This window comes from Ruegeria arenilitoris (genome assembly GCF_013030985.1).
GTDB lineage: Bacteria > Pseudomonadota > Alphaproteobacteria > Rhodobacterales > Rhodobacteraceae > Ruegeria > Ruegeria arenilitoris_B.
The window spans coordinates 178,138-203,539 of the sequence record NZ_WPYP01000008.1; the positions used below are offsets into that span (position 1 = coordinate 178,138).

The 25,402-nt window shown below is 60.7% G+C and carries 27 protein-coding genes; 20 read left to right on the forward strand and 7 right to left on the reverse strand.

Features of this window, described 5'->3' with window-relative positions:
* Window positions 1-13: 13 nt before the first annotated feature.
* From GOX88_RS16610 to GOX88_RS16640, 7 genes are all read left to right on the forward strand, one after another.
* Window positions 14-829 carry a cytochrome c oxidase subunit 3 gene (locus GOX88_RS16610; protein WP_170404210.1) on the forward strand — a complete coding sequence of 272 codons (816 nt, stop codon included), beginning with the start codon at window positions 14-16 and terminating at the stop codon, window positions 827-829.
* 156 nt (window positions 830-985) lie between these two features.
* A complete protein-coding gene (locus tag GOX88_RS16615) occupies window positions 986-1,663 on the forward strand; it encodes an SURF1 family protein (RefSeq protein WP_170404213.1) in 678 nt (225 codons plus the stop codon).
* Window positions 1,660-3,048, forward strand: coding sequence for a threonine synthase (gene thrC, locus GOX88_RS16620; protein WP_170404216.1), 1,389 nt, complete (start codon window positions 1,660-1,662; stop codon window positions 3,046-3,048). The genes GOX88_RS16615 and thrC overlap by 4 nt, the downstream gene beginning before the upstream one ends.
* Window positions 3,045-4,307, forward strand: coding sequence for a M16 family metallopeptidase (locus GOX88_RS16625; RefSeq protein ID WP_170404218.1), 1,263 nt, complete (start codon window positions 3,045-3,047; stop codon window positions 4,305-4,307). Before thrC ends, GOX88_RS16625 begins: the two co-directional genes overlap by 4 nt.
* On the forward strand, window positions 4,307-4,891 hold the full coding sequence (locus GOX88_RS16630; protein ID WP_170404220.1) for a GNAT family N-acetyltransferase: 585 nt from the start codon (window positions 4,307-4,309) through the stop codon (window positions 4,889-4,891). Before GOX88_RS16625 ends, GOX88_RS16630 begins: the two co-directional genes overlap by 1 nt.
* Before the next feature lie 102 nt (window positions 4,892-4,993).
* Window positions 4,994-5,812, forward strand: a complete 819-nt coding sequence (locus GOX88_RS16635) for an MBL fold metallo-hydrolase (RefSeq protein ID WP_170404222.1) — start codon at window positions 4,994-4,996, stop codon at window positions 5,810-5,812.
* Between the two features lie 38 nt (window positions 5,813-5,850).
* Window positions 5,851-7,263 carry an FAD-binding oxidoreductase gene (locus tag GOX88_RS16640; protein WP_170404223.1) on the forward strand — a complete coding sequence of 471 codons (1,413 nt, stop codon included), beginning with the start codon at window positions 5,851-5,853 and terminating at the stop codon, window positions 7,261-7,263.
* A 39-nt stretch (window positions 7,264-7,302) separates the two neighbouring features.
* Here GOX88_RS16640 and GOX88_RS16645 read toward each other — a convergent pair whose 3' ends face one another.
* The 3 genes from GOX88_RS16645 to GOX88_RS23665 form a co-directional block, all read right to left on the reverse strand.
* Window positions 7,303-7,782: a fasciclin domain-containing protein gene (locus tag GOX88_RS16645; protein WP_170326871.1), complete on the reverse strand. Its 480-nt coding sequence runs from the start codon at window positions 7,780-7,782 to the stop codon at window positions 7,303-7,305.
* A gap of 168 nt (window positions 7,783-7,950) precedes the next feature.
* Window positions 7,951-8,490: an adenine phosphoribosyltransferase gene (locus GOX88_RS16650; protein WP_170404226.1), complete on the reverse strand. Its 540-nt coding sequence runs from the start codon at window positions 8,488-8,490 to the stop codon at window positions 7,951-7,953.
* Between the two features lie 80 nt (window positions 8,491-8,570).
* Window positions 8,571-8,705 carry a hypothetical protein gene (locus GOX88_RS23665; protein ID WP_302477135.1) on the reverse strand — a complete coding sequence of 45 codons (135 nt, stop codon included), beginning with the start codon at window positions 8,703-8,705 and terminating at the stop codon, window positions 8,571-8,573.
* 105 nt (window positions 8,706-8,810) lie between these two features.
* Between GOX88_RS23665 and GOX88_RS16655 the strand changes: the two genes are divergently transcribed.
* Window positions 8,811-8,984 carry a hypothetical protein gene (locus GOX88_RS16655; protein WP_170404228.1) on the forward strand — a complete coding sequence of 58 codons (174 nt, stop codon included), beginning with the start codon at window positions 8,811-8,813 and terminating at the stop codon, window positions 8,982-8,984.
* Between the two features lie 3 nt (window positions 8,985-8,987).
* Here GOX88_RS16655 and GOX88_RS16660 read toward each other — a convergent pair whose 3' ends face one another.
* On the reverse strand, window positions 8,988-9,617 hold the full coding sequence (locus GOX88_RS16660) for a LysE family translocator (protein WP_170404231.1): 630 nt from the start codon (window positions 9,615-9,617) through the stop codon (window positions 8,988-8,990).
* Between the two features lie 249 nt (window positions 9,618-9,866).
* Here GOX88_RS16660 and GOX88_RS16665 point away from each other — a divergent pair, with 249 nt between their 5' ends.
* A complete protein-coding gene (locus GOX88_RS16665; protein ID WP_254443351.1) occupies window positions 9,867-10,739 on the forward strand; it encodes an alpha/beta hydrolase in 873 nt (290 codons plus the stop codon).
* Here the strand turns inward: GOX88_RS16665 and GOX88_RS16670 are convergent.
* The gene (locus GOX88_RS16670) at window positions 10,736-11,608 is read right to left on the reverse strand and encodes an S-methyl-5'-thioadenosine phosphorylase (RefSeq protein WP_170404234.1); all 873 of its coding nucleotides are present in this window, start codon (window positions 11,606-11,608) and stop codon (window positions 10,736-10,738) included. The genes GOX88_RS16665 and GOX88_RS16670 overlap by 4 nt on opposite strands.
* A 207-nt stretch (window positions 11,609-11,815) precedes the next feature.
* Between GOX88_RS16670 and GOX88_RS16675 the strand changes: the two genes are divergently transcribed.
* On the forward strand, window positions 11,816-13,450 hold the full coding sequence (locus GOX88_RS16675; protein WP_170404237.1) for a SulP family inorganic anion transporter: 1,635 nt from the start codon (window positions 11,816-11,818) through the stop codon (window positions 13,448-13,450).
* A 132-nt stretch (window positions 13,451-13,582) separates the two neighbouring features.
* Here the strand turns inward: GOX88_RS16675 and GOX88_RS16680 are convergent, their stop codons facing one another.
* Window positions 13,583-14,188 carry a flavin reductase family protein gene (locus GOX88_RS16680; protein ID WP_170404240.1) on the reverse strand — a complete coding sequence of 202 codons (606 nt, stop codon included), beginning with the start codon at window positions 14,186-14,188 and terminating at the stop codon, window positions 13,583-13,585.
* 72 nt (window positions 14,189-14,260) lie between these two features.
* On the opposite strand from GOX88_RS16680, the gene GOX88_RS16685 reads away from it, so the two are divergent.
* The 5 genes from GOX88_RS16685 (at window position 14,261) to GOX88_RS16705 (ending at window position 17,305) form a co-directional block, all read left to right on the forward strand.
* Window positions 14,261-14,755, forward strand: coding sequence for a GNAT family N-acetyltransferase (locus GOX88_RS16685; RefSeq protein WP_170404243.1), 495 nt, complete (start codon window positions 14,261-14,263; stop codon window positions 14,753-14,755).
* A gap of 53 nt (window positions 14,756-14,808) precedes the next feature.
* Window positions 14,809-15,552 (forward strand): EcsC family protein, encoded by a 744-nt coding sequence (locus GOX88_RS16690; protein WP_170404246.1) that lies wholly within the window; start codon window positions 14,809-14,811, stop codon window positions 15,550-15,552.
* A 119-nt stretch (window positions 15,553-15,671) separates the two neighbouring features.
* Complete coding sequence (locus tag GOX88_RS16695; RefSeq protein ID WP_170404248.1) at window positions 15,672-16,136, forward strand: NUDIX hydrolase; 465 nt, start codon at window positions 15,672-15,674, stop codon at window positions 16,134-16,136.
* A gap of 71 nt (window positions 16,137-16,207) precedes the next feature.
* Window positions 16,208-16,663 carry a DUF1178 family protein gene (locus GOX88_RS16700; protein WP_170404251.1) on the forward strand — a complete coding sequence of 152 codons (456 nt, stop codon included), beginning with the start codon at window positions 16,208-16,210 and terminating at the stop codon, window positions 16,661-16,663.
* 3 nt (window positions 16,664-16,666) lie between these two features.
* On the forward strand, window positions 16,667-17,305 hold the full coding sequence (locus GOX88_RS16705) for an SDR family NAD(P)-dependent oxidoreductase (RefSeq protein ID WP_170404254.1): 639 nt from the start codon (window positions 16,667-16,669) through the stop codon (window positions 17,303-17,305).
* On the opposite strand, the gene GOX88_RS16710 is transcribed toward GOX88_RS16705, so the two are convergent.
* On the reverse strand, window positions 17,299-17,652 hold the full coding sequence (locus GOX88_RS16710) for a hypothetical protein (protein ID WP_170404257.1): 354 nt from the start codon (window positions 17,650-17,652) through the stop codon (window positions 17,299-17,301). The two genes, GOX88_RS16705 and GOX88_RS16710, sit on opposite strands and share 7 nt — an antisense overlap.
* 163 nt (window positions 17,653-17,815) lie before the next feature.
* Here GOX88_RS16710 and GOX88_RS16715 point away from each other — a divergent pair, with 163 nt between their 5' ends.
* The 5 genes from GOX88_RS16715 to GOX88_RS16735 all read left to right on the forward strand — a co-directional run bounded on the left by GOX88_RS16715 (window position 17,816) and on the right by GOX88_RS16735 (window position 25,375).
* The gene (locus GOX88_RS16715) at window positions 17,816-19,054 is read left to right on the forward strand and encodes an aspartate kinase (protein WP_170404260.1); all 1,239 of its coding nucleotides are present in this window, start codon (window positions 17,816-17,818) and stop codon (window positions 19,052-19,054) included.
* 46 nt (window positions 19,055-19,100) lie between these two features.
* A complete protein-coding gene (gene ptsP / locus GOX88_RS16720; protein WP_170404263.1) occupies window positions 19,101-21,344 on the forward strand; it encodes a phosphoenolpyruvate--protein phosphotransferase in 2,244 nt (747 codons plus the stop codon).
* A gap of 139 nt (window positions 21,345-21,483) precedes the next feature.
* On the forward strand, window positions 21,484-22,929 hold the full coding sequence (zwf, locus tag GOX88_RS16725) for a glucose-6-phosphate dehydrogenase (RefSeq protein WP_170404265.1): 1,446 nt from the start codon (window positions 21,484-21,486) through the stop codon (window positions 22,927-22,929).
* 2 nt (window positions 22,930-22,931) lie between these two features.
* The gene (gene edd, locus GOX88_RS16730) at window positions 22,932-24,737 is read left to right on the forward strand and encodes a phosphogluconate dehydratase (RefSeq protein ID WP_174826149.1); all 1,806 of its coding nucleotides are present in this window, start codon (window positions 22,932-22,934) and stop codon (window positions 24,735-24,737) included.
* Window positions 24,738-24,742: 5 nt separating this feature from the next.
* Entirely contained in the window at window positions 24,743-25,375 is a 633-nt protein-coding gene (locus tag GOX88_RS16735; protein ID WP_170404269.1) for a bifunctional 4-hydroxy-2-oxoglutarate aldolase/2-dehydro-3-deoxy-phosphogluconate aldolase, read from the forward strand.
* Window positions 25,376-25,402 lie beyond the last annotated feature (27 nt).

Below are 25,402 nucleotides of genomic sequence, written 5' to 3' on the forward strand. Positions count from 1 at the left end.
GTGAGGGACGCTGATGGCACACGCTAAAAACCACGATTATCACATTCTGACCCCGTCGATCTGGCCGCTATTCGGCGCGGTCGGCGGTTTTGTGATGCTGTTCGGAGCTGTCCTCTGGATGCACGGCATCACCTCGTTCATGTTCTGGGCCGGTCTGGTGGCAGTTCTTTACACCATGTTTGCCTGGTGGTCCGACGTGGTGGCCGAAAGCCGCGCGGGGGATCACACGCCGGTCGTCCGCATCGGCCTGCGCTATGGTTTCATCCTGTTCGTGATGTCCGAGGTGATGTTCTTCTTCGCCTGGTTCTGGTCGTTCTTCAAACATCGCATGTACCCGATGTACGACTATGCAGGCACCGAGTACATCCAACCGGATATCCATGCGGTTGACCCGTTCCATCTGCCGCTGATCAACACGCTGGTTCTGCTGCTGTCGGGCTGCGCCATCACTTGGGCGCACCATGCTTTGGTCCACAACAATGACCGCAGGGCGCTGGTGCAGGGTCTGGCCATTGGTATCGCGCTGGGCATCGCATTTACCTTCCTGCAGGGCTTTGAGTATTTTGAACTGCTGGCTCATGACGGCTGGAAATTCGGTGGCGACCAGTTCTATTCGAACTTCTTCATGGCAACCGGCTTCCACGGCGCCCACGTGATCATCGGGACGATCTTCCTGTCCGTCTGTCTGATCCGGGCGCTGCGCGGTGACTTTACCCCTGAAAAGCACGTCGGCTTCGAGGCCGCGGCCTGGTACTGGCACTTTGTTGACGTCGTCTGGCTGTTCCTGTTCTTCGCCGTTTACATCTGGGGTCAGGCCCCGCTGATGTAACGCCGGTCAGGCTGTTCAATTGCAAAAGCCGCCCTTTTGGGGCGGCTTTTTCGCGATCAGGGCGCAAGATTGCGCCCGATACAATTGCGTGGTTGCAATTCGGTCCGCGTGCCCCTTAACAAGACGCCGGTTCCGGCTTTGCAACATGGTCTATAAATGCGCCGCATTCTCTTTTCGCTGATCTTTGGTCTTGCCGGTCTGGGCGTGCTGGTCTGGCTGGGCGTCTGGCAGGTGCAGCGGTTGACATGGAAGCAGGATGTGTTGGCCGAGATTGAGGCGCGTATAGCAGCTGAGCCGATTGACTTGCCCCAGACGGTTTCGGAGGAAGACGACAAGTTTCTTCCCGTTACGGTGGTCGGCGACATGGAGCCGGGGGAAATCCACGTTCTGGTTTCGGTCAAACAGGTAGGGGCAGGGTATCGGATCATCCAGTCCTTCAGCACGGAAGACCGGACCATTCTTGTCGACCGGGGGTTTGTGCCGACGACGGCCAAGCAGGCTGATCGCCTGACGGGCCCAATGGAGGTCACCGGCAATCTGCACTGGCCGGATGAGATCGACAGCTATACCCCCGAACCGGATATCGACGACAACATCTGGTTTGCCCGGGACGTGCCCAATCTGGCGGCTGCGTTGGGGGCGGAGCCTGTGTTGTTGATCGCCCGTTCGGAAACCGACCCGGGGGTGACGCCTCTGCCGGTGGATACGGCGGGTATTCCCAACGATCACTTGCAATATGCAATCACATGGTTTGGTCTGGCTCTGGTCTGGGCCGCGATGACCGGTTATTTCCTGTGGCGCAACCGCGCCCCTTCTGAAAGTGAAGAGCAATGAAATACATCTCGACCCGTGGCCAAGCGCCTGAACTGACCTTTGAAGAGGCGATGCTGACCGGGCTGGCCCGCGACGGCGGCCTGTACCTGCCCGCCGAGATCCCAGTGATGTCGCAGGACGAGATCGCGGCGCTGGCCGGTTTGCCCTATGAGGAAATCGCGTTTCGGGTGATGTGGCCTTATGTCAGCGGCTCGTTTGCCGAGGATGAGTTCAAGGCCATCATTGCCCGCGCCTATGAAGGTTTTGGACATGACGCCCGCGCGCCGCTGAAGCAGTTGAACGAGAACCACTTCCTGCTGGAGCTGTTCCACGGGCCGACGTTGGCGTTCAAAGATTTTGCCATGCAGCTGATCGGCCAGCTGTTTCAGGTGGCCCTGAAGCGGCGCGGAGACCGCGTGACCATCGTCGGCGCGACCAGCGGTGACACGGGCTCGGCGGCGATTGAGGCGTTCCGGGGGCTCGATGCTGTGGATGTGTTCATCCTATTCCCACATGGCCGTGTGTCCGAGGTGCAGCGCCGCCAGATGACCACACCTGCGGACAGTAACGTTCACGCTCTGGCCGTGGACGGAGACTTCGACGACTGCCAAGCCGCGCTGAAGGACATGTTCAACGATTTCGACTTCCGCGATGGTGTGAAACTGGCGGGCGTGAACTCGATCAACTTTGCCCGCGTTCTGGCTCAGATCGTCTATTACTTTTCAGCAGCTGTCAGCCTTGGCGCCCCACATCGCAAGGTCAGCTTTACCGTGCCGACCGGCAATTTCGGCGACATCTTCGCGGGTTATCTGGCCAAACGCATGGGGCTGCCCATCGATCGTCTGGTCGTGGCAACCAACCAGAACGACATTCTGCACCGCTGCCTGTCTGGTGAGGGGTATTTCAAGGGTGACACCATCCCCTCGATCAGCCCGTCGATGGATATTCAGGTCAGCTCGAACTTTGAGCGCGCGCTGTATTATGCCTATGGCGAGGATGGCAGTGCTGTCGCTCAGTTGATGGATGAGCTCAAGACCGGGGGCTTCAACGTCAGCCAGGGCGCGATGGAAGCCCTGCGCGAAAGCTTTGACTCGGGCCGCGTATCCGAGGACGAAACCTTGGAAACAATCAAGCACACGCTGGCCCACAGCGCCGAGCTGGTTTGCCCGCACACCGCCGTCGGCATCAAGGTTGCGGAAGAGCACCGCGCGGAGGATGTGCCGATGATCACACTGGCCACCGCGCACCCGGCGAAATTCCCGGCAGCGGTCGAGAAGGCGAGCGGCGAACATCCGCCTCTTCCCTCCCGCATGTCTGATCTGTATGAACGTCCGGAACGGGTGACCCGCATTGCCAACAACCTGGGCACCCTCGAGGATCATATCAGAAGGCACATCGCTGAGTGACAGTCAGACAAGACCAACTGAAGAACGGATTTCGTATCGTCAGTGAAAATATGCCGGGGCTGCAATCTGCGGCCATCGGCATCTGGGTAACCGCCGGCGGGCGGCATGAGCGGATCGAGCAGAACGGTATCGCGCATTTCCTTGAGCATATGGCCTTCAAGGGAACCGAGCGGCGTTCTTCGCTGCAAATCGCTGAGGCGATCGAGGATGTGGGCGGCTATATCAACGCCTATACATCGCGCGAGGTAACGGCCTATTACGCGCGGGTTCTGAAAGACGATGTGGCGCTGGCGATGGATGTGATCGGCGACATCGTTCTGAACCCGATCTTTGATCCTCGCGAGATCGAGGTCGAGCGCGGCGTGATCCTGCAAGAGATCGGTCAGGCCTATGACACGCCTGACGACGTGATCTTTGACTGGCTGCAGGAGCAGAGCTATCACGACCAGCCGTTGGGCCGCACCATTCTTGGCCCGACCGAGCGGGTGAGTGCTTTCTCGCGTGAGGACCTGTCGGGATTCGTGGCCGAGCATTACGGCCCCGAGCAGATGATCTTGTCTGCCGCTGGGGCAGTGGATCACGACGCTCTGATGAAGATGGCCGAAGAGATGTTTGGCCATCTAAAGCCGCGCAAAGGCCTGATCCCCGAAGCAGCCCAGTTCACCGGTGGCGAAGCGCGGCAGGAGAAAGAGCTGGAGCAGGCACATTTCGCGCTGGCACTGGAAAGCCCCGGCTATCGCGACGATGCGATATATACCGCACAGATTTACTCCACCGCTCTGGGCGGCGGTATGTCCTCGCGCCTGTTTCAGGAAGTGCGGGAAACGCGTGGGCTGTGTTACACGATATTCGCGCAAACCGGGGCCTATGCGGACACCGGGACGACCACGATCTATGCCGGCACTTCGGCCGAGCAGGTCGCGGAACTGGCCACCATCACAATCGACGAGATGAAGCGCGCTGCCGAGGACATGAGCCCCGAAGAGGTCGCCCGCGCCCGTGCCCAGATGAAGGCCGGGATGCTGATGGGTCTGGAAAGCCCGTCGAACCGGGCGGAACGTCTGGCGCGCTTGGTGCAAATCTGGGGCAGGGTGCCCTCGCTTGAGGATACGGTTGCCAAGATCGATGCGGTCAGCACCGAGGACGTGCGTGCCTTTGCCGAGGACATGGCCGTCAAGGCCCCGGCAGCGCTGGCGCTTTATGGTCCGGTGTCAGGTGCGCCCACCCTGGCGGAATTGCAGGAGAGGCGTGCGGCGTGATGCTGTTGGGCAGACGCAAGCTGAAACTCGAAACCGAGCGCCTGAGCTTGCGCCCGCCCGTGCATTCCGACTTTAACGACTGGGCGGCGCTGCGGCGTGCGTCCAAGGAATACCTGACCCCGTGGGAGCCGGTCTGGGCCAAGGATCATCTGAGCCGGAAGTCTTTTACCAACCGGGTCTATTGGGCGCAGCGGTCGGTTTCCAGCGGCACGGCGATCCCGCTGTTTCTGTTCCGCCGAACAGATGATGTGCTGGTGGGGGCAATCACACTCGACAACGTCCGGCGCGGCCCTGCGCAGGCGGGGACGCTGGGCTATTGGACCGGCGAGGCCTTCGCCCGCAACGGCTTTATGCGCGAGGCAATTGGCGCCGTGGTGCACCACGCCTTTACCCGTCTGGACCTGAGCCGGATCGAGGCCGCCTGTCTGCCCGAAAACAAGCCCTCACGTGGGTTGCTGGAAAGCTCGGGCTTCAAATACGAGGGCGTAGCTCAGTCGTATCTGCAGATCAACGGACGCTGGCGGACGCATGTGCTCTATGCCAGCCTGCGGTCGGACCGGCGTGGGAAAACAGACGCGGGGTAGGGGGCTCTGCCGCCGCCGCGGCAGGCCGCGACTCCCCCGGGATATTTATTGCCAGATGAACAAGGGGCATGACTTGGGGGTGATCTGCGCTACACTTCCCCCATGCGCTGGATTGTTGCGGCATTGGTGGTGATTTCGGGCGGGGCTGCGGCGCAGGAGCGGCGGCCGAGCCATTGTATCGCCATCGCGGATGCAGCGCCTGGTATTGAGTTTGTTCACAAAGCCGCGTGGCAAGACCCGATTCCGGACTACTCGGTACGGATCAGCTATGTTGCCCATGCCTCGTTTCTGATCCAGACACAGGGCGGGTTGAGTGCAGTGACCGATTTCACCGGCTTTATCGGCAGCGCTGATTTGATCCCGGATGTGGTCACCATGAACCACGCGCACAGCACCCATTGGACCGCGCATCCCGATCCGGCCATTCCGCATGTACTGCCCGGTTGGGGAGATTTCGGGCAGGGGATCGAGCATCACCTCGATCTGGGTGAGATGCTGGTGCGCAATGTCTCGACCGATATCCGCTCTCCCTATGGTGGGGTGGAAGAGCGAGGTAATTCGATCTTTGTGTTTGAAATTGAAGGCCTGTGCATCGGGCATCTGGGCCATCTGCATCATGTGCCATCGGATGAACAGTTCGCGGCCTTGGGGCGGCTGGATGTGGTGATGGCCGCGGTGGATGGCGGAACGACCATGCCGCTGCCCGAAATGATCTCGGTTCTGAAGCGGCTGAAAAGCTCGGTCATCATCCCGATGCACTGGTTCTCCGGCTTTTCGCTGGATCGGTTTCTGGTCGATATCCGAAATGACTTTCCGGTCGAACGTGACGGCGTTTCGGAACTGGTTGTTTCGCTGCAGACACTGCCGGATCGGCCCACAGTCGTGGTGCTTGAGCCGCGCTATCTGATAGAATTGGAATAGGGCTTGTGGCGAGAGGGCCGCTTGGGCAAGGAATGGGTATGACACTGAATCCTGCCGATGAGACCCTTGCCAAACTGATCCGGGCTGATCTGGGCGACGATATCCTGCGCCCTGTCACCGAACGCTACCTGGAAGAACCGCGCCGCCGGTTTGCCGGGCACGCGGGGCTGCTTGCCCTGCCGCGCACGGTCGAGGACGTGTCGGCACTGGTGCGGCTGGCCTCGGACGCGCAGGTGCCGGTGGTGCCCTATGGCGGCGGCACCGGGCTGGTTGGCGGGCAGGTCATGCCCGACGGGCCTGCACCTTTGTTGATCTCTCTGGAACGGATGACGGCGATCCGCGCGGTGTACCCGACCGAGAATATTCTGATCGCCGAGGCAGGCGCGATTCTGGCCGATGTGCAGGCCGCCGCTGAGGAGGCTAACAGGTTGTTCCCGCTGGCACTGGCAGCGCAGGGGTCGTGCCGGATGGGTGGGAACCTCGCCACCAATGCGGGCGGGGTGAACGTGCTGCGCTATGGCAATGCGCGTGATCTGTGTCTGGGGCTGGAGGCGGTTTTGCCGAATGGTGAGATTTGGCATGGGCTCAGCCGGTTGCGCAAGGACAACACCGGCTATGATCTGCGCGACCTTCTGATCGGGTCTGAAGGCACGCTGGGGATCATCACGGCGGCCTCGCTTCATCTGTTTCCACGGCCCGAAGCGGTGGGGACTGCGATGTTGCAGGTCGCCTCACCCCAGGCGGCGATCGAGCTGCTGGCGCTGGCGCGAGATCAGTTGGGCGACGGGATCAGTACGTTTGAGCTGATCCATCGGCAGGGTTTGCAATTCCTGACAGAGGTGCTGCCGGACGTGCGGCAGCCTTTTGCCACCCAGCCGGAATGGTGCGTGCTGATCGAGCTGGGCCTGTTCTCCGGGCACGCGCCGTCTGAGGCGCTGGAGACGCTCTACACCGCAGCGGACAAGGCTGGATTGGTTGGTGATGCGGTCATCGCGCAGAGCGAGGCGCAGCGTATGGATCTCTGGGCCGTGCGCGAACGTATCCCCGAGGCGAACCGTTTGATTGGTTCGGTTTCGAGCCACGATATCTCGGTCCCGATCTCACGGATTCCCGAGTTCATTGTTCGCGGCGCCGAGGTGGTGGCCGCGCTTGGACCATTCCGCATCAATTGCTTTGGGCATCTGGGGGACGGCAATCTGCACTACAACGTGTTCCCACCGCTGGGTCATGACCGGGCGGAATTCGATGGGCAAAGGCAGGAGGTGAAACATGCCGTGCATGACCTGGTCCACGCGTTTGACGGGTCTGTCAGTGCCGAGCACGGGGTCGGACGGCTCAAAACGGGCGATCTGGAGCAATACGGAGATGCGACAAAGCTGGCTGCCATGCGCGCCATCAAAACCGCGCTGGACCCGTTGGGGATCATGAACCCGGGCGCGGTTTTGAGGTAATGACGCGGCCCTTGGCTGTGACGGGCCGCGTTGGGGCGATTACGAGCCCGGCAGGATGACCTTGTCGATCACGTGAATTACGCCGTTCGAGGTCTCGATATCCGCCTGAACGACGTTGGCATCATTCACCATCACACCGTTGTCCAGATCGATGGTGATGTCTCCACCCTGAACCGTGGCGGCTGTCATGTCGTCAGACAGATCACCCGACATTACTTTGCCCGGCACCACGTGGTAGGTCAGGACCGCGACCAGTTGATCTTTGTTCTCGGGCATCAGCAGCGTTTCCACGGTGCCTTCGGGCAAGGCCGCGAACGCCTCATCCGTGGGGGCGAACACGGTGAACGGGCCTTCGCCTTTCAACGTGTCCACGAGATCAGCAGCCTGAACGGCGGCAACGAGAGTTTCAAAACTTCCGGCACCGACAGCGGTGTCAACGATGTCTTTGTTGTCGCCAGCAAAAGCGGTAGGGGCAAGCAGAGCGCTGGTCACGCCAGCAATAGCGAGTTTGCGAAACATGATACAATTCCCTTGTTCGAATGCCTCATCTGGCATCAACAGGGGTACGGGTGACCCTCGCAATAAGATCACTGAATGTGCCCATGGGATCGGGTTGATATCGGGTTACATCGCGCTAAGCCTGCGCTTGCCCGGATTTCCACTCACAATCTTGTGAACGCAGGGCGCTTACAGCCCTTCGAACTCGCACAGAATATGTACGTCCATACCCATCTCCTCCAGCACCTTGCTACCGCCCAGTTCCGGAAGGTCGATGATGAAGGAACACGAGACGATCTCACCGCCCAGCCGTTCGATCAGCTTGATCCCGGCGGCGGCGGTGCCTCCGGTGGCCAGCAGGTCATCGACCACAAGGATTTTCTCGCCCGGCTGAATGGCGTCGTCGTGGATCTCAACGATGGCCTCGCCATATTCCAGCTTGTAGTCTTGGCTGATGGTGGTGCCCGGCAGCTTGCCCTTCTTGCGGATCGGGACAAAACCGACGCTCAGCTGGTGCGCAATCGCGCCACCGAGGATGAAGCCGCGCGCCTCAAGGCCGACAACCTTGTCGATCTGTTCTCCCGCATAGGGGTGCAACATCTGGTCGATTGCCATGCGGAACCCGCGCGGGTCGGCGAACAGGGTGGTGACGTCCCGGAACATGATCCCTTCATGCGGGAAATCAACGATGGTTCGGATGTAATCCTTGACCGACTTGTTTCTGGACATGGCCAACCCCTCTGGCGTCAAAACACGCGGGCGTGTTTGGCCCATTGGGGTCAGCCTTGCAAGGAAAGATTACCGCCGCCTCACTTGCGACGTTGCGAAACAGAGTTCGGCAAGCTTTTGTACCGATAGAGCGCGGCAGGCAGCCACGACAGATGCGGTTTGCGCCAGTTGCGCTGGTCTCGCAAAAGAAATGCCTGAGCAGCATGAAGGTTCATTGCCATGATCCTTTTTTATTGTTAGGTGCTCGATATCTACAACTTCTATGCGATGTATATACATTGCATCGCTAATAGAATCAAGTGTTCGACGGGGAAAAGAACGTGACAAAGAAAGACGGTAAAGGTTCTACCAAGAAAAACAGTCAGTTGGTCTTGCGTCTGGACAAGGATGAGCGCGACGCTTTTGTCGAACTTTGCAAGGAACTTGATACCTCAGCCGCACGGGAAATCCGCCGGTTCATCCGCAGTTTCATGAAAGAACACGCCGAGGATTGATCGTCAGGCCGGGCGGCGCAGGACGGCGGTCGCAACCCCCATTCCGATCAGAGTCAGCCCTCCGAACCGAGTCATCGCAGTGATGACACCGACCCGCCCGATCATTTGGCGCAGCCTGTCGGCCAGCAGTGCGTAGGCCAGCGCGTTCAGCCAGGCGAGGCCGACGAATGTTGCAATCAGGATGGCGAATTGCGGGCCCAAGGGTTCCGCCGGGCGCAGGAATTGTGGAACGAAGGCAATGAAGAATGCGATGGATTTCGGGTTTAGCGCGGTGACGGCGCCGGCGTGGCCAAAGACGCTGCGGGCGGTGACATCGCGCCCGGTTTCCACTGTCTGCAACCCGCCCGAGGGCGCGCTGCGCAGCAATTTGATGCCCAGCCACACCAGATAGGCGGCGCCCACCCATTTCAGCACGGAAAACAGCGTCGCCGAGGCCAGTACCAGCGCGCCCAAGCCCAGCAACGACGCGGTCATGGCTACCAGATCCCCCACCGCGACCCCGGTGGCCGAGGCCACGGCAACGCTGCGCCCTTTTGACAGTGCATAGCTGAGCACCAGCAAAACGGTCGGGCCGGGGATCAGCAGCAAGGCGGTTGATGCGGCCACAAAGGCCAGCCAAAGGTCGATGGACATGGGGGTTCCTGTGTTTCTTTCCTCACCAAGCCCCGACGCGGCGGTAAGGTCAAGCCTTTCGTGGATGGCTCAGGCGTCTGCTTCAGGTGAACTCACAGAAAGGATCAGGGCGCGTGTCCCGATGGGCTGCCCCCCAAAAAAGGCGCCCGGCCTGTGCAGGTTAAAGATTGAATTAAGGCTTGTGCATCTTCCTTGAAACACGCACCCGGCTTCCCAACCTAAGAGACACGAGGGGATCGGAGGCGAAAAATGGCGCAAGTACAACCGGATCACATCGGAATGTTTTCAAAACCCGCCCGGTCGAGAGCATGGCCGGTAAGGCGTGTATTGATCCTCTTGTTCCTGATCGGGGGCGCGCTATACGCCGGGATACTTGGGTATATGTACGCAAACCAGAACGCGCTGCTGTACAAACCGTCCGGGGAACTGCCCGACCCCAAGGCCGTTGGGCTGGCCGATGTGGATGTGATCACGGTCCCCATGTCCGACGGCGTGGTGCTGACCGCATGGTCCGCTCCGCCAGCCATCGAGGACGCGCCGACGGTTCTGTTCTTTCATGGTCAAAGCGGCAATCTGGGCGACCGGGCCGATCGTATGCGTGAGATCCTCAACACCGGTTTTGGCCTGCTTGCGCCCAGCTATCGCGGTTTTCCGGGCAGCGGGGGCGAGCCCTCGGAACTGGCGCTGATCTCGGATGGGGTGCAGTTGTTCGACCGGCTGGAGGCTGAAGGCGCGGACATTGTCCTGCACGGCCAAAGCCTTGGAACGGGTGTTGCGGCTGCGGTGGCCGAAGAGCGCCCCACCGCGCAGTTGCTGGTGCTGGAAGCGCCGTTTACCGCCACCGTGGATGTGGCGGCCGAACGCTATCCGTTTCTGCCAGTCTCGGCCCTGATGAAGGATCAGTTTGCCACCCGTGACTTGATAGACAGCATTACCGTGCCGACCCTGATCTTCCACGGGACCGAAGACGAGACCATCCCGCTGCATCACGGTAAGGCGCTGGCAGAGATGTCAGGGGACGCCGCTCAGTTGCACGTTATCCCCGGGGGAACCCATAACGACCTGTGGTCGCATGGGCTCTGGGCCGAGGTACAAAGCGCGCTGGGGCAACAGCAGGATTAGAGAATCCGACCGGCAACCGCATCCAGTTTGGCCAGCAAAGCCGGGTCGCGCTTTTCCGGCGCAGTCAGGATAGCATATTCCAGTGCCCGGTCGCAGCCATGGGGGCAGGGCGCGCGCTCAGCCCCCAGCAGATCGGGCAGGCCTTTGATCAGCGCGCGGCCTTTCTCGGCATTGCCGGTCAGGGTAGCGATGATGGCGGTCACGTCGACCTCTCCGTGGTCCGGATGCCAGCTGTCGTAATCGGTGACCATGGCGATCGAGGCATAACAAAGCTCGGCCTCGCGGGCGAGTTTCGCCTCGGGCATGTTGGTCATGCCGATCACATCGCAGCCCCATTGTTCGCGATACATCTTGGACTCAGCCAAGGACGAGAACTGCGGTCCTTCCATAGCCAGATAGGTTCCGCCGCGGTGAATGGTGATACCCGCCGCCTTGCCCGCGGTTTCACAGGCGTCCGACAGACGTGGGCAGGTTGGATGGGCGACGCTGACATGGGCCACGCACCCGGTGCCGAAAAAGCTCTTTTCACGCGCGAACGTCCGGTCGATGAACTGATCGACGATCACGAAATCCCCCGGCGCCATATGCTCGCGGAACGACCCGCAGGCCGAAACCGAGATCACATCTGTCACCCCCAGCCGCTTCAGCGCGTCGATATTGGCGCGATAGGGGACTTCGGTCGGCGAATGCACATGCCCGCGCCCGTGGCGGGGCAGGAAGGCCATGCCCACGCCGTTCAGCGATCCGGTCAGGATCTGATCCGACGGATCGCCCCAGGGCGTTTCCACCGTCACCCATTCCGCATTCTCCAGCCCGTCGATCTCATATATGCCTGATCCGCCGATGATGGCGATTTTGGTCTGGGTCATGGCTGCTCTCCGCATGAAAAAAATCCGTTGAGGAATTTCTGCGGGGCGACAGAGGATTTGGCAAGTGGCTTCAACGGTTTGTGTTGGGCGCTGGTCCGGTATGCGTCTGGTGCATATCAGGGTCCCGCCTGACGCGGTATCTCAGGTGGGGTTTGACCGCTAAAAGGCCCCTTTCGCGCGAACAAAACAGACCGACAGGACCGTCCCATGCCCCGAGCCATGCTGGCAAGCTTTGCCAATCGTATTGCCAAACCCGACTTGCGTTGGGTTCCAGACGAGGGGCTGACTGTTTCGCGCCTGCGGATCGAGCTGTTGTCCGGTCTGACCGTGGCGTTGGCACTGGTGCCCGAAGCAGTGGCCTTTGCCTTTGTTGCCGGGGTGCATCCGCTGGTTGGTTTGTATGCGGCTTTCATGGTTGGTCTGATTACCGCACTGATCGGTGGTCGTCCGGGCATGATCTCGGGCGCAACCGGGGCGCTGGCCGTAGTGATGGTGGCGCTGGTCGCTGAACATGGGGTCGAATATCTGTTCGCAACCGTAGTGCTGATGGGCATCCTGCAACTGATAGCCGGGGCCATGCATTGGGGACGGTTTATCCGTCTGGTGCCGCATCCGGTGATGCTGGGCTTTGTGAACGGTCTGGCGATCGTGATTTTTCTGGCCCAGATGGGGCAGTTCAAAGTGCCGGGCACCATGGAAAACACCGGCCACGGCGTTGGCGGGGGCGAGTGGCTCTCGGGTCTGCAGCTTTACACGATGCTGGGGCTGGTGGCGCTGACCATGGCGGTGATCTGGGTCATGCCGCGTATCACGCGCATCGTTCCTGCACCTCTGGCGGGTATTCTGGTTGTGGCCGCGCTTGTGATCGGCTTTGGGCTTGACGTGCCACGCGTCGGCGATCTGGCTTCGATTGAGGGTGGGCTGCCCGCGTTCCACATTCCGATGGTGCCGCTGAATTGGGAAACCTTGGAAATCATTTTGCCCTACGCCGTTATCCTGGCCGCAATCGGCCTGATTGAATCCTTGCTGACTCTGAACCTTGTGGGTGAAATCACCGGCAAGCGCGGCGGAGCCTCGCAAGAGTGTATCGCGCAGGGCGTCGCAAACGTGGCCACCGGTTTCTTTGGCGGTATGGGCGGTTGTGCGATGATCGGGCAATCGATGATCAACGTGAAATCCGGCGGCCGTACGCGCATTGCTGGCATCGCGGCGGCGCTGTTCCTGCTGATCTTCATCCTGTTCGCCTCGCCCCTGATCGAACAAATCCCGCTGGCCGCGCTTGTCGGAGTGATGTTCATGGTGGTCATCGGGACCTTTGCCTGGAACTCGTTCAAAATCCTGCGCAAAGTGCCGCTGACCGACGCTTTCGTGATCGTACTGGTCACCGTTGTGACCGTGATGGAGGACCTTGCGGTTGCCGTCGTCGTCGGCGTCATCGTCTCGGCGTTGGCTTATGCGTGGAACAATGCCAAGCGTATTCACGCTGTCACGCGTGAGTCGTCCACGGAAGAGGGCGCAAAGGTCTATGAGATCGAAGGGCCGTTGTTCTTTGGTTCGTCCGAGGGGTTTGTCGAACTGTTCGATGTGCCGAACGACCCCGATACAGTGATTGTGGACTTTGCCGAAAGCCGTGTTGTCGACCAGTCGGCCCTGCAAGCCATCGAAAACATCGCCGCCAAATACGAGGCTGCGGGTAAGCGTGTGATGTTGCGCCACCTCAGCCGTGATTGCCACAAGCTGCTGAACAAGGCTGGCCATCTGATGGTCGACAGTGATGACGATCCGGATTACGAGCTGGCCGTCGACTATTCAGTCCGCACCGGTATCCTCGGCGGTCACTGATTTATGCGAGGCTTTGCCTCGCGCTCCGAGGTATTTGGAGCCAGATGAATAAAGGATCCCTGCTTCATCTGGCCGAAAATACGTCGGGGGAGTCGCCCGACGGGTGGCGGGGGCAGCGCCCCCAAAGGCAGGTCAATCGTCTGGACGGCTCAGTGAAAATAACTCGGTGACAATCGAGTAGTCCCGATACCCAAGCCGTGCCAGCGGCTGGAAGGTTGTGACGTCGAAAACTCCGTCCTTCAGACAATCGTCGCGCAGGTGAACGCCGGTGACTTCGCCGAATACGACCCGATTTGACACGCCCGGCAGAGTAACGATCTGCGTCAGCTTGCATTCCAGTGCGGCCGGAGCGCCTTCGACTCGGGCGCAAGAGATAGTCTCGCATTCAACCGGTGTCAGACCGGCGTGTTCGAATTCGTCGTGATGTTTGGGCAGGCCAGCGGAACTGGCATTCATCGCATCCCGGTGCGCGTGGGCAACCACGTTTACGCAGAACACGCCGGTCGCCTCGATATTCGACACACTGTCCTTGCCGCTGTCCTGGTCGTGCTTGGTACCAGTTGACGCGAACATCACTTGCGGCGGCGTGTAGGCGACACCGTTGAAAAAGGAATAAGGGGCCAGATTGTTGATCCCGTCCGGGCTGCGGGTGGAAATCCAGCCGATCGGGCGGGGGGTGATAACGGCGTTGAAGGGGTTGTGCGGCAGGCCGTGGCCGTCTTCGGGGCGGTAGAACATCTGATCTCCAAGCGTTTGCTCAAGCCGTACCGAAGTGCTAGGGCGAATGCCAGCAAGGAAAAGAGGGCCGGGGTGCAGCAGTTCGGGATCAGGCCGGAAGAGCCGGAGGATTGGTGGGAGGTCGAAGCCCTCTATGACCTGTGCTTTGCGCCGGGGCGCGAGGCGCTGTCTTCTTATCGTCTGCGCGATGATGTGCCGCCTGTTTCGGGCCTGTCTCTGGTGGCGCGCGATGGGCAGGGTATTCTTGCGGGGGCGATCCGGTTCTGGCCGGTACATGTTGGTGAACATGATGTGCTTCTGCTGGGGCCGGTGGCCGTGCACCCCACCCATCAGGGCGAGGGACTGGGTGGATTTCTGATCCACGAAGGCATTGAAGCTGGCCGCTCGTTGGGGTGGGATCGCGTCATGTTGGTCGGTGATGCGCCCTATTACGCCCGGTTTGGGTTTTCCCGCCTCAGCGGAGTAGAGATGCCGCCGCCCACCAACCCGGATCGTGTTCTGGGGCTGGAATTGTCGCCCGGCGTTTGGGAGGGCGTTCATGGTTTGGTGACCCCCTGGAGCCGCTGAGCTATTGAAACGTCGGCCTTAAATCCCGATGTCTAAAGGGCAGGAGGGTGTTTATGCAGGACGTGGTTCTTGTCGAAAAACTGGATGCCGAGGCCGAACTGGACCGTTTGGCCGGGTATTACAGGTCCGCCGGAGGGCCGGGTGTCAAACTGTTGAACAGTCTGGGCGGGTCGGCTGAATCTTTGCTGGATCAGTTGCCCGATCCGATCAGGCAGGGTCTGACCGGTGCGACGGAACAGGCCCTGTGGCTGGCGATGCACGCGGCAGAAGGGTCACGGCGAGCCGTTCCTGATCAGCGCCCTTGGGTCAACACGGCGGTGACCACTGCCATGGGCGCGGCAGGGGGCTTGGGCGGTGTTTCCACCGCTCTGATGGAGCTACCGGCGACCACTGCGATGCTGTTGCGTTCCATACAGGGGGCCGCGGCGCGCGAGGGGTTTGACCCATCCGAGGAAGGCGTGAAATTCGACTGCGTGCGCGTTCTGTCGGCGGCCGGGCCTTTGTCCAATGACGATGGCGCCGATCTTGGGTTCTTTTCCGTTAGGCTGACACTGACTGGACCGGCCATGCAAAAGCTGGTCGCGGCAGTTGCTCCTCGCCTGTCTGTCGTGCTGGGGCAGAAACTGGCGGCGCAGTCCGTGCCGGTGCTGGGGGCGATTGCCGGGGGCAGCACCAACTATGTCTATACGCGCTATTACCAGCAGATCGCCCGTGTGCATTTTGGCCTGCGGCGATTGGCGATTGATGCCGATATTCCGCATGATGATCTGGTGCGAAAACTGACGGCGCGTATGTGACCCAAGCCCAAGGGCTTGGAGAAAAACGCCTTATATGGTATCCGTTATCTGAGGGCCCGCTAAATAAGCAAAAAAACTGCGGGAAAATAGGCAAGGATTCCAATTGAAAGGCGGTCAGCGTGATTGACGCCAGACTTGCGCCATATGTTTCGCGAAAGTCCCGGCATCTGCCGGTGCGGCAGCAATCGGCCGCGCTATGCTATCGCATCGAAAAGGGGCGTTCCGAAGTTTTGCTGATCACCACACGTAAATCCCATCGCTGGATCATTCCCAAGGGATGGCTGATCGACGGTCTGACCCCGTCCGAGACGGCCCGCCAGGAAGCTTGGGAAGAAGCCGGTATTCGCGGTCTGTGCGACACGAAAACGATGGGGCGGTTCCATTACCAGAAATTCCGCCCCAAAAAGGGGCCTGTACTGTGCGCCGTGGATGTATTTCCCCTATTGGTGCAATCCGTCTCGTCGCGGTTTCCCGAATGCGGGCAGCGGGACAGAAAGTGGTTTTCACCGAAAAAGGCGGCCCAAAAGGTCAATTCCCGCGAATTGGCAATATTGTTACGAAAGCTTGAGCCTGTTAGGCACTGAGCTGTCACTGGAGGGGCTTGATCTTGCCATGTCCCTCGGTATCTATTCGGCAACCGACATTTGGACGGACCATGATTCAGTACGCATTGAAGTGCAGCAACGGCCACACGTTTGACAGTTGGTTCCAATCGGCCGCCGCTTACGACAAACTGGCATCCGCGGGCATGGTGACATGCGCGGTGTGCGGATGTTGCGATGTTGAAAAGGCCATCATGACACCACGCGTGCGTCCTGCTCGCAACGCCGAAGCGCGGCCCTTGGCGCCGATGCCAGAGGCGGACACGATAGATGTGGCGGCCCCGGCGCCCGATGTCGAAAAGGTGCTGACCGAGCTGCGCCGTAAGGTCGAAGAGAACTCGGACTATGTCGGTAAGGATTTCGCCAGCGAAGCGCGCAAGATTCACCTGGGAGACGCTCCCGAACGGGCGATCTATGGTGAGGCCAAGCCGGAAGAGGCTCAGGCCCTAATTGATGATGGGGTGCCGGTGGCTCCGCTGCCGTTTGTTCCCAGCAGAAAGACCAACTGACCCATGCATGTTGTGATCACCGGCGCCGGTCGCGGGATCGGCAGAACGCTGGCGGATCACTACCGGGCGCGGGGCGACACGCTGACTGGCACAGCACGGGACGGGTCTGCGCAAGTGGTGCTGGATGTCGCCGACCCGGCGCAACACGCTGACATGGCGGCGCATTTGGCGGACCAGCCGGTTGATTTGCTGATCTGCAATGCCGGGGTCTATCTGGACAAGGAGCAGGGCATCGACGGCTATCCTGCTGACATGTGGGCGCAGAGCTTTGCCACCAATGTCACCGGTGTGTTCCTGACCGTCCAGGCCTTGCTGCCCAACCTACGTGCGGCGCGCGGAAAGATTGTGATTTTGTCATCGCAAATGGCGTCACACACGCGGGCACCGGGCGGCAGTTATATTTACCGCGCATCAAAGGCCGCCGCGCTTAACCTTGGGCGGAATCTGGCCACCGATCTGCACGCGGACGGCATCGCAGTGGGCATCTATCACCCCGGTTGGGTGAAGACGGAAATGGGCGGGCCGGCTGCCGAGATCACCTCGGATCAGGCTGCAAAGGGCCTGATCGAGCGGTTTGATGCGTTGTCACTGGAGACCTCAGGCTGTTTCGAAACCTGGGACGGCCGCCCCCACGTTTACTGACGGATCAGCGCTGCCGAGGGGATTTCGTAAACCTCATCCGGGTCGATGAAAACCACTGTCAGGTCACCGCGCGTTTCGTGGCTGATCGTGGCGGGAGAGCTGCTGGACGTTGGCACGCCATCGGTAAAATAGATGCTGCGCACCTCGCCGGCGCCCAATGAAACAGCCAGCGTTGTGGTGCCATCGTCATGGTGGCGAAGCTCGGCATGGCAACTGCTCAGCGGTTCACCGCCTGCGGCGCAGGGCACAGTGCCCAATGCATTCTTGCCGTCGGTTGCGGCCAGAGTGGCAACTTGCGCAAAAGCGGGCGAAGACAGCAGGACGGCTGCGATGGCAAGGCGGAGCATGGAAAACCTCTTGGAAAATTCGTCATCTAAGGCTGACACCCCCACTGCCGGATGTAAAGCGGTCCGATGCGGCATTCGGGGCGGTTTTGAACCCTTGCCCTTAAGGCCCCCCTCGCATAAGACGCACGGGACCTGAATTCCAAGGCGCGGAGAGACCACCCCCATGCCCTTACTCGTTATGAAATTCGGTGGCACATCGGTTGCCAACCTTGACCGCATCCGCCGCGCGGCCAAACGCATCGGCGTAGAGGTGGCCAAGGGCTATGATGTGATCGTCATCGTTTCGGCCATGTCCGGCAAGACCAACGAACTGGTCGGCTGGGTCGACGAGACCTCTCCGCTGTATGACGCGCGCGAATATGATGCGGTGGTGTCCTCGGGCGAAAACGTGACCGCTGGCCTGATGGCGCTGACGCTGCAGGAAATGGATGTCCCGGCCCGCAGCTGGCAGGGCTGGCAGGTTCCGCTGAAAACCACCAGCGCCCACAGCCAGGCCCGGATCGAGGAAATCCCGACCGAGAACCTGAACCAGAAGTTCGACGAAGGCATGAAGGTGGCTGTTGTTGCGGGCTTCCAGGGCATCAGCCCCGAAGGCCGCATCACCACGCTGGGCCGGGGTGGTTCGGACACGACCGCGGTTGCTTTCGCGGCTGCGTTTGGGGCCGAGCGTTGCGACATCTACACGGATGTGGATGGCGTCTATACCACTGACCCGCGCATCTGTGAAAAGGCGCGCAAGCTGGACCGCATTTCGTTCGAGGAAATGCTCGAACTGGCCTCGCTGGGGGCCAAGGTGCTGCAGACCCGCTCGGTCGAGCTGGCGATGCGCTATAAGGTGAAACTGCGCGTTCTCTCAAGTTTCGAAGAACAATCCGACGAGGCCGGTACGCTGGTCGTTGACGAGGAGGATATCATGGAATCCAATGTCGTGGCCGGTGTGGCCTATTCCCGTGACGAAGCCAAGATGACCGTCGTATCGGTGGCGGACCGCCCCGGTATCGCCTCGACCATCTTTACTGCGCTCAGCGATGAGGGCGTAAACGTCGATATGATCGTGCAGAACATCTCGGATGAGGGGCGCACGGACATGACTTTCTCGTGCCCCACCGATCAGGTGGCGCGGGCGGAAAAAGCCCTGCTGGCAATCAAGGACGCGGGCGAGCTGAACTATGCCGAACTGGTTGCGGATCAGGACGTCTGCAAGGTCTCGGTTGTGGGCATCGGGATGCGCTCTCAGTCCGGTGTTGCGGCCAAAATGTTCAAGGTACTCTCGGATGAGGGGATCAACATCAAGGTCATCACAACCTCTGAGATTAAAATTTCCGTCCTTGTCGACAGGAAATACATGGAACTTGCGGTTCAGGCACTGCATGATGCCTTTGAACTGGACAAGGCGGCCTGAGCATCTCAGCCAAGGGTTTCGCCTGACACACTAAATTGGTTGGGCCATGGCGGACGGCACCGAAACAGAATCCCGCAAGCTGCTGGGGCGGCTGCGCGAAGAGATGGCGAGCGAAGCCGCCGGTCAGGAACGTCTTGACCGGATCACCAGCCTGATTGCGGACAGCATCCGGGCTGAGGTCTGTTCGATCTATCTGTTCCGCGATGAAGATACGCTGGAGCTGTGCGCCACCGAAGGTCTGGCGCCAGAAGCGGTGCATAAGACCCGGATGCGCATGGGCGAGGGGCTGGTAGGTCGCGTCGCCCAATCCGGCAAAGTCGTGAACACGGCAGATGCGCCGTCGGCCAAAGGTTTCCGTTATATGCCAGAAACCGGGGAAGAGCGGTTCTCGTCCTTCCTTGGTGTTCCGGTTCAGCGTCTGGGCGAAAAACTGGGTGTGTTGGTGGTGCAATCCCGCGAAGCGCGCGAGTTTTCTGCGGACGAGGTCTATGCGCTGGAAGTCGTGGCCATGGTTTTGGCCGAAATGGCTGAACTGGGTGCCTTTGTCGGTGAAGGTGCTGCCCTGTCGCCGCTGCACCAGCAATCAGTGCAGCTGAACGGCGGGCCGGCACAGGAAGGTTCAGCCGAGGGCCATGTCTGGCTGCATGAACCACGCGTAGTGGTGACCAACCCCATTGCCGACGACCCGCATCGTGAGCGCGAGCGCCTGACAGATGCCGTTGAGGAATTGCGCGTCGGCGTCGACAAGATGCTGGAGATTTCGCAGGGGGCTGACAAGGAGCAGCTTCAGGTTCTGGAAGCCTACCGCATGTTTGCCAACTCCAAAGGCTGGATGCGGCGGATGGAAGAGGACATCGCCCGCGGCCTCAGCGCTGAAGCCGCGGTCGAGAAAGAGCAATCACAGGCCCGCGCCCGTATGGGGCAGGTGACCGATCCCTATTTGCGTGAACGACTGGCCGATCTGGACGACCTGTCCAACCGGTTGCTGCGTATCCTGACCGGGCAGGGCAAAACCGATGGCGCCGACCTGCCGCCCGACCCCATCCTGATCGCCCGCAATATCGGCCCCGGTGATCTGTTGGAATACGGTCGGTCGTTGAGAGGTATCGTTCTTGAGGAAGGCTCGGTCGGTAGCCACGCCACCATTGTCGCCCGTGCACTGGCGATTCCGCTGGTTGTTCATGTGGGCCGTATAACCACCGAGGCGTTGAACGGCGACCACATCCTGGTCGATGGTGATCATGGTGTCGTGCATCTGCGCCCCGAAGATACCGTGGTCAGCGCCTTCCGCGACAAGATCGCCATGCAGGCCAAGGCGCAGGAGCGTTATGCCTCGATCCGCGAAACCCCGACCGTTACGCGGGATGGTGAACGGATCAATCTGGTGATGAATGCGGGCCTGATGGCCGATCTGCCTTCGCTGGGCAATTCCGGGGCCGAAGGCGTGGGCCTGTTCCGGACCGAGTTGCAGTTTCTGATCCGCAACCAGATGCCGAAACGGTCAGAACTGGTGGCGCAATATCAGCGGGTTCTGGATGCCGCAGGCGACAAGCGCGTGGTGTTCCGGACGCTGGATATCGGCTCGGACAAGGTTCTGCCCTATATGAAACACGTGGCCGAGCCGAACCCGGCGCTGGGCTGGCGCGCGATTCGTGTCGGGCTGGACAAGCGCGGGGTCATGCGGATGCAGTTGCAGGCCCTGCTGCGCGCTGCCAATGGTCGGCCGTTGACGATCATGTTCCCCTTCGTGGCGCAGGCCGACGAATTCCGCGAGGCGAAGTGGGAGGTCAACAAGACCATCGAGCGTGAAAAGCGCCTTGGCCACGTCCTGCCCGAGACGATCGAAGTCGGCGCGATGCTGGAAACGCCGTCACTTGCCTTTGCGCCGCAGAAGTTCTTTGACGAGGTCGATTTTGTCTCGATCGGCGGCAACGACCTGAAGCAGTTCTTCTTTGCTGCCGACCGCGAGAATGAACTGGTGCGACGCCGCTACGATACGCTGAATGTGAGCTTCCTCAGTTTCATCGAGCGGATCGTTGAGCGCTGCAACATCTCGGATACGCCTCTATCCTTCTGTGGTGAGGATGCGGGCCGCCCGGTCGAGGCGCTGTGCCTGGCTGCAATGGGCATTCGGTCGCTGTCGATGCGTCCGGCTTCGATTGGTCCGGTCAAAAGCCTTCTGCTACGGGCTGACCTGCAATCGCTGCGCAAGATTATCGCCGACGCGCGCCACCGAGGAGAGCAGTCTGTACGCCCCGCCGTCATGGACTGGCTGCGCAATCAGAGCTGAATTTCCAAATCCGGTCTTGCTTTCTGCATCCGCATTGCCTATTCAAAGCGCGAATGTTAGCGATAACATAACCCATGTCACAGGCACCACGAACTGGGGATGCTATGGTGGCTCAGGTGAAAACTGAAGGAGCCCGTCGATGGTTTCACGCGTAATTCCGGTCAACCCGTTCGATCTGGTGTTGTTCGGCGCCACTGGCGATCTGGCACAGCGCAAGATTCTGCCGGGCCTCTATCACCGGTTTGAAGTGGGGCAGATGCCCGAGGATGCCCGGATCATCGGCACCGCCCGATCGGATATGGACAGCGACGCATTTCGCGAACAGATCCGCGCCTCGATGAAGGAATTCGCGCCCAAATTCAAAAAGGACGTGCTGGATCAGTTCCTAAGCCGGGTCGAATATGTTCCGGTTGATGCGATGGGCGAGGCGGGCTGGTCCGAGCTGACGAAATCTCTGCGCCCGGATGTGGTGCGTGCCTTCTACCTGTCCGTCGGCCCCAGCCTGTTCTCGGGCATCGCGCAACGACTGCATGATCACGGGCTTGCCACGCCGGATAGTCGCATTGTGGTGGAAAAGCCGTTCGGTCACGATCTGGACTCGGCCAAGGCGCTGAACAAGGGTCTGCGCGCCTGTTTCGAAGAGCATCAGATTTACCGAATTGACCACTATCTGGGCAAAGAGACGGTGCAGAACCTGATGGCCCTGCGCTTTGCAAATTCTCTGTTCGAGCCGCTGTGGAACGCGACCCATATCGACCACGTACAGATCACTGTCGCCGAAACCGTCAGCGTCGAGGGGCGCGGCGGATATTATGACCAGTCCGGAGCGATGCGGGACATGATCCAGAACCATCTGGTGCAGCTTCTGTGCCTGACGGCGATGGAGCCGCCCTCGAAATTCTCGCCAAACGCGGTGCGTGACGAAAAGGTAAAGGTGATCGAGGCGCTGGAACCGGTTGAACAGAAAGACATCGCGCGTGGTCAGTATCGCGCCGAACATGGCGAAGGCGGCTATGTCGACCATGTTGGCAATCCTTCCAGCCGGACCGAGAGTTTCATTGCGCTCAAGGTTCACCTGGGCAACTGGCGCTGGGCCGGGGTGCCGTTCTATCTGCGCACCGGCAAACGCCTGCGGGCGCGGGAATCCGAGATCGCCGTGTTCTTCCGCGATCCGCCCCATACGATTTTCCCGAATGTCGGCCCGCTGCACGGAAACGTGCTGGTGATCCGCCTGCAACCGGATGAGGGCATCACTCTGCGCACCACCATCAAAGACCCCGGCCCGGGCGGCTTCCGCCTGTCCGATGTCGCGTTGGACATGAGCTTTGCCGACGCGCTGGGCGCCGAGGCCAGCGCGCCAGATGCCTATGAACGTCTGGTGATGGACGTCATCCGCGGCGATCAGACCTTGTTCATGCGCGGGGATGAGGCCGAGGCCGCCTGGGCCTGGGTCGATCCCATCATTCAGGGTTGGGAAGAGCGGGGCGATCGTCCTGCGCGGTACGATCAGGGCAGTTCAGGCCCAGAAGAAGCATTGATGCTGATGCATCGCGACGGTCGTCGCTGGCGTCAGATCGGAGGTTAATCATGGTTCATTCTGTTATCACCGATGTCACCCAACGGATTATCGACCGCAGCGCCGACCTGCGCGGCCCACATATCGAACGCATGGAGCATGCCCGGTCAAAGGGACCGGCGCGTGCGCATCTGTCCTGTAGCGGTCAGGCCCATGCCTATGCCGGTGCGGGTCAGGATCAGCAGTCGATGGCGACGGGTACGGCGGGTAACTTGGGCATTGTCACCTCGTATAACGACATGCTTTCGGCCCACCAACCGTTCGAACGCTATCCCGGCCTGATCCGTGACGCGATCCGGGCTGCAGGCGGAACGGCACAGGTTGCCGGCGGCGTGCCCGCAATGTGCGACGGCGTCACGCAGGGCGAGGCCGGGATGGAGCTTTCGCTGTTCTCGCGCGACGTGATCGCCTTGGCGACCGGAGTGGCGCTGAGCCACAACACCTATGACGCGGCCGTCTTCCTTGGTGTTTGTGACAAGATCGTACCCGGCCTTATCATTGGTGCGCAGGCATTCGGGCATCTGCCCGCGGTCTTTCTGCCCGCCGGCCCGATGACCAGCGGCTTGCCGAACGATGAAAAGGCCAAAATCCGCCAGAAATTCGCCGCTGGAGAGGTCGGCCGCGACGAACTCATGAAAGCCGAAATGGCTGCATATCACGGTCCCGGCACCTGCACCTTCTACGGCACCGCCAACACCAACCAGATGCTGATGGAGTTCATGGGGTTGCACCTGCCGGGCTCCAGCTTTGTCAACCCGAACACTCCACTGCGGGATGCGCTGACGCAAGAAGGCGCCCGCCGTGCCCTGTCGCTGAGCGCGTTGGGCAACGATTATACGCCCGTCTATCAGGTGCTGGACGAACGTGCCTTTGTGAATGGCATCGTTGGCCTGATGGCGACGGGGGGCTCGACCAACCTGCTGATCCACCTGATCGCCATGGCGCGTGCAGGGGGTATCGTCTTGGATTGGGAAGATTTCTCCGACATCTCTGCCGTGGTGCCCCTGATCGCGCGGGTCTATCCCAACGGTTTGGCCGACGTGAACCATTTCCACGCAGCTGGCGGCCTTGGCTACTGCATCGGTACGCTGCTTGAGGATGGCTTGCTGCACCCCGACACGCTCACCGTGGCGGGGCAGGGCCTGCACAACTACACCAAAGAGCCCAAGTTGAAGGGTGATGAGTTGACTTGGGAAGAGGGCGCAGGCCACAGCCTGAACGACAAGATCGTGCGCCCCGCCAAGGACCCGTTCCAGCCCACCGGAGGCCTTTCGCGTCTTACCGGCAATCTGGGTACCGCCGTCATGAAGGTTTCGGCCGTGGCCGCCGAACATCAGGTTGTCGAAGCACCAGTGCGTGTCTTCCACGATCAGGATGAGGTCAAAGCCGCCTTCAAGGCTGGCGAGTTTAAAGATGACGTTATTGTTGTCGTCCGTTTTCAGGGTCCCAAGGCCAACGGTATGCCCGAGTTGCACTCGCTGACGCCGATGCTGTCGATCCTGCAGGGCCGTGGGCAAAAGGTGGCGCTGGTCACCGATGGCCGCATGTCCGGTGCCTCGGGCAAGGTTCCCGCCGCCATCCATGTCTGCCCCGAGGCGTTGGAAGGCGGCCCGATCGCCTACCTGCAGGACGGCGACCTGCTGCGCGTTGACGCGGTGAAGGGGGATCTGGAAATCCTCACCCCGGGCGTGCTGGACCGCGCCCCTGTCACCGCTGATCTGTCGGCCAATCAACATGGCACCGGACGCGATCTGTTTGCCGCCTTCCGCAACAATGTCGGTTCCGCCGACGCCGGTGCCAGCATTTTCGGAGCATAATCCCCATGTCGAAAACCCAACGTACCCGCGAAATCTGTGCCCTTGCGCCGATTGTGCCCGTTCTTGTCGTTGATGATGCCGAACACGCGCGTCCTCTGGCCGAAGCGCTGGTCGCCGGTGGCTTGCCCGCTCTGGAAGTCACCCTACGCACGCCTGCGGCGCTGGATGTTATCCGCGAGATGGCGCAGGTGCCCGGCGGAGTCGTCGGGGCAGGCACGCTGGTCACCCCCGATGATGTGCGGGCCGCCAAGGAAGCTGGCGCGCAGTTCGGCGTCTCACCCGGCGCGACCGACGCTCTGATCGCCGCCTGTGAGGCAGAAGGTCTGCCGTTGCTGCCGGGTGCGGCTACGGCCAGCGAAGCAATGCGCCTACTGGATCAGGGCTATGACATGCTGAAATTCTTCCCGGCCGAGGCATCGGGTGGGGCGCCTGCCTTGAAAGCCATCGGCGCACCTCTGCCGCAGATCACCTTCTGCCCGACCGGCGGAGTGTCGCCCGCGAACGCGCGGGACTACCTGTCGCTGTCAAACGTCATTTGCGCCGGCGGCAGCTGGGTCGCGCCCAAGCAGATGGTTCTGGGCGGCGATTGGGCCGGAATCGAAGCACTTGCGCGTGAGGCCGCCAAGCTGGCGGATTGACGCTACCTGTTGCTGCGCTAGGGTGGG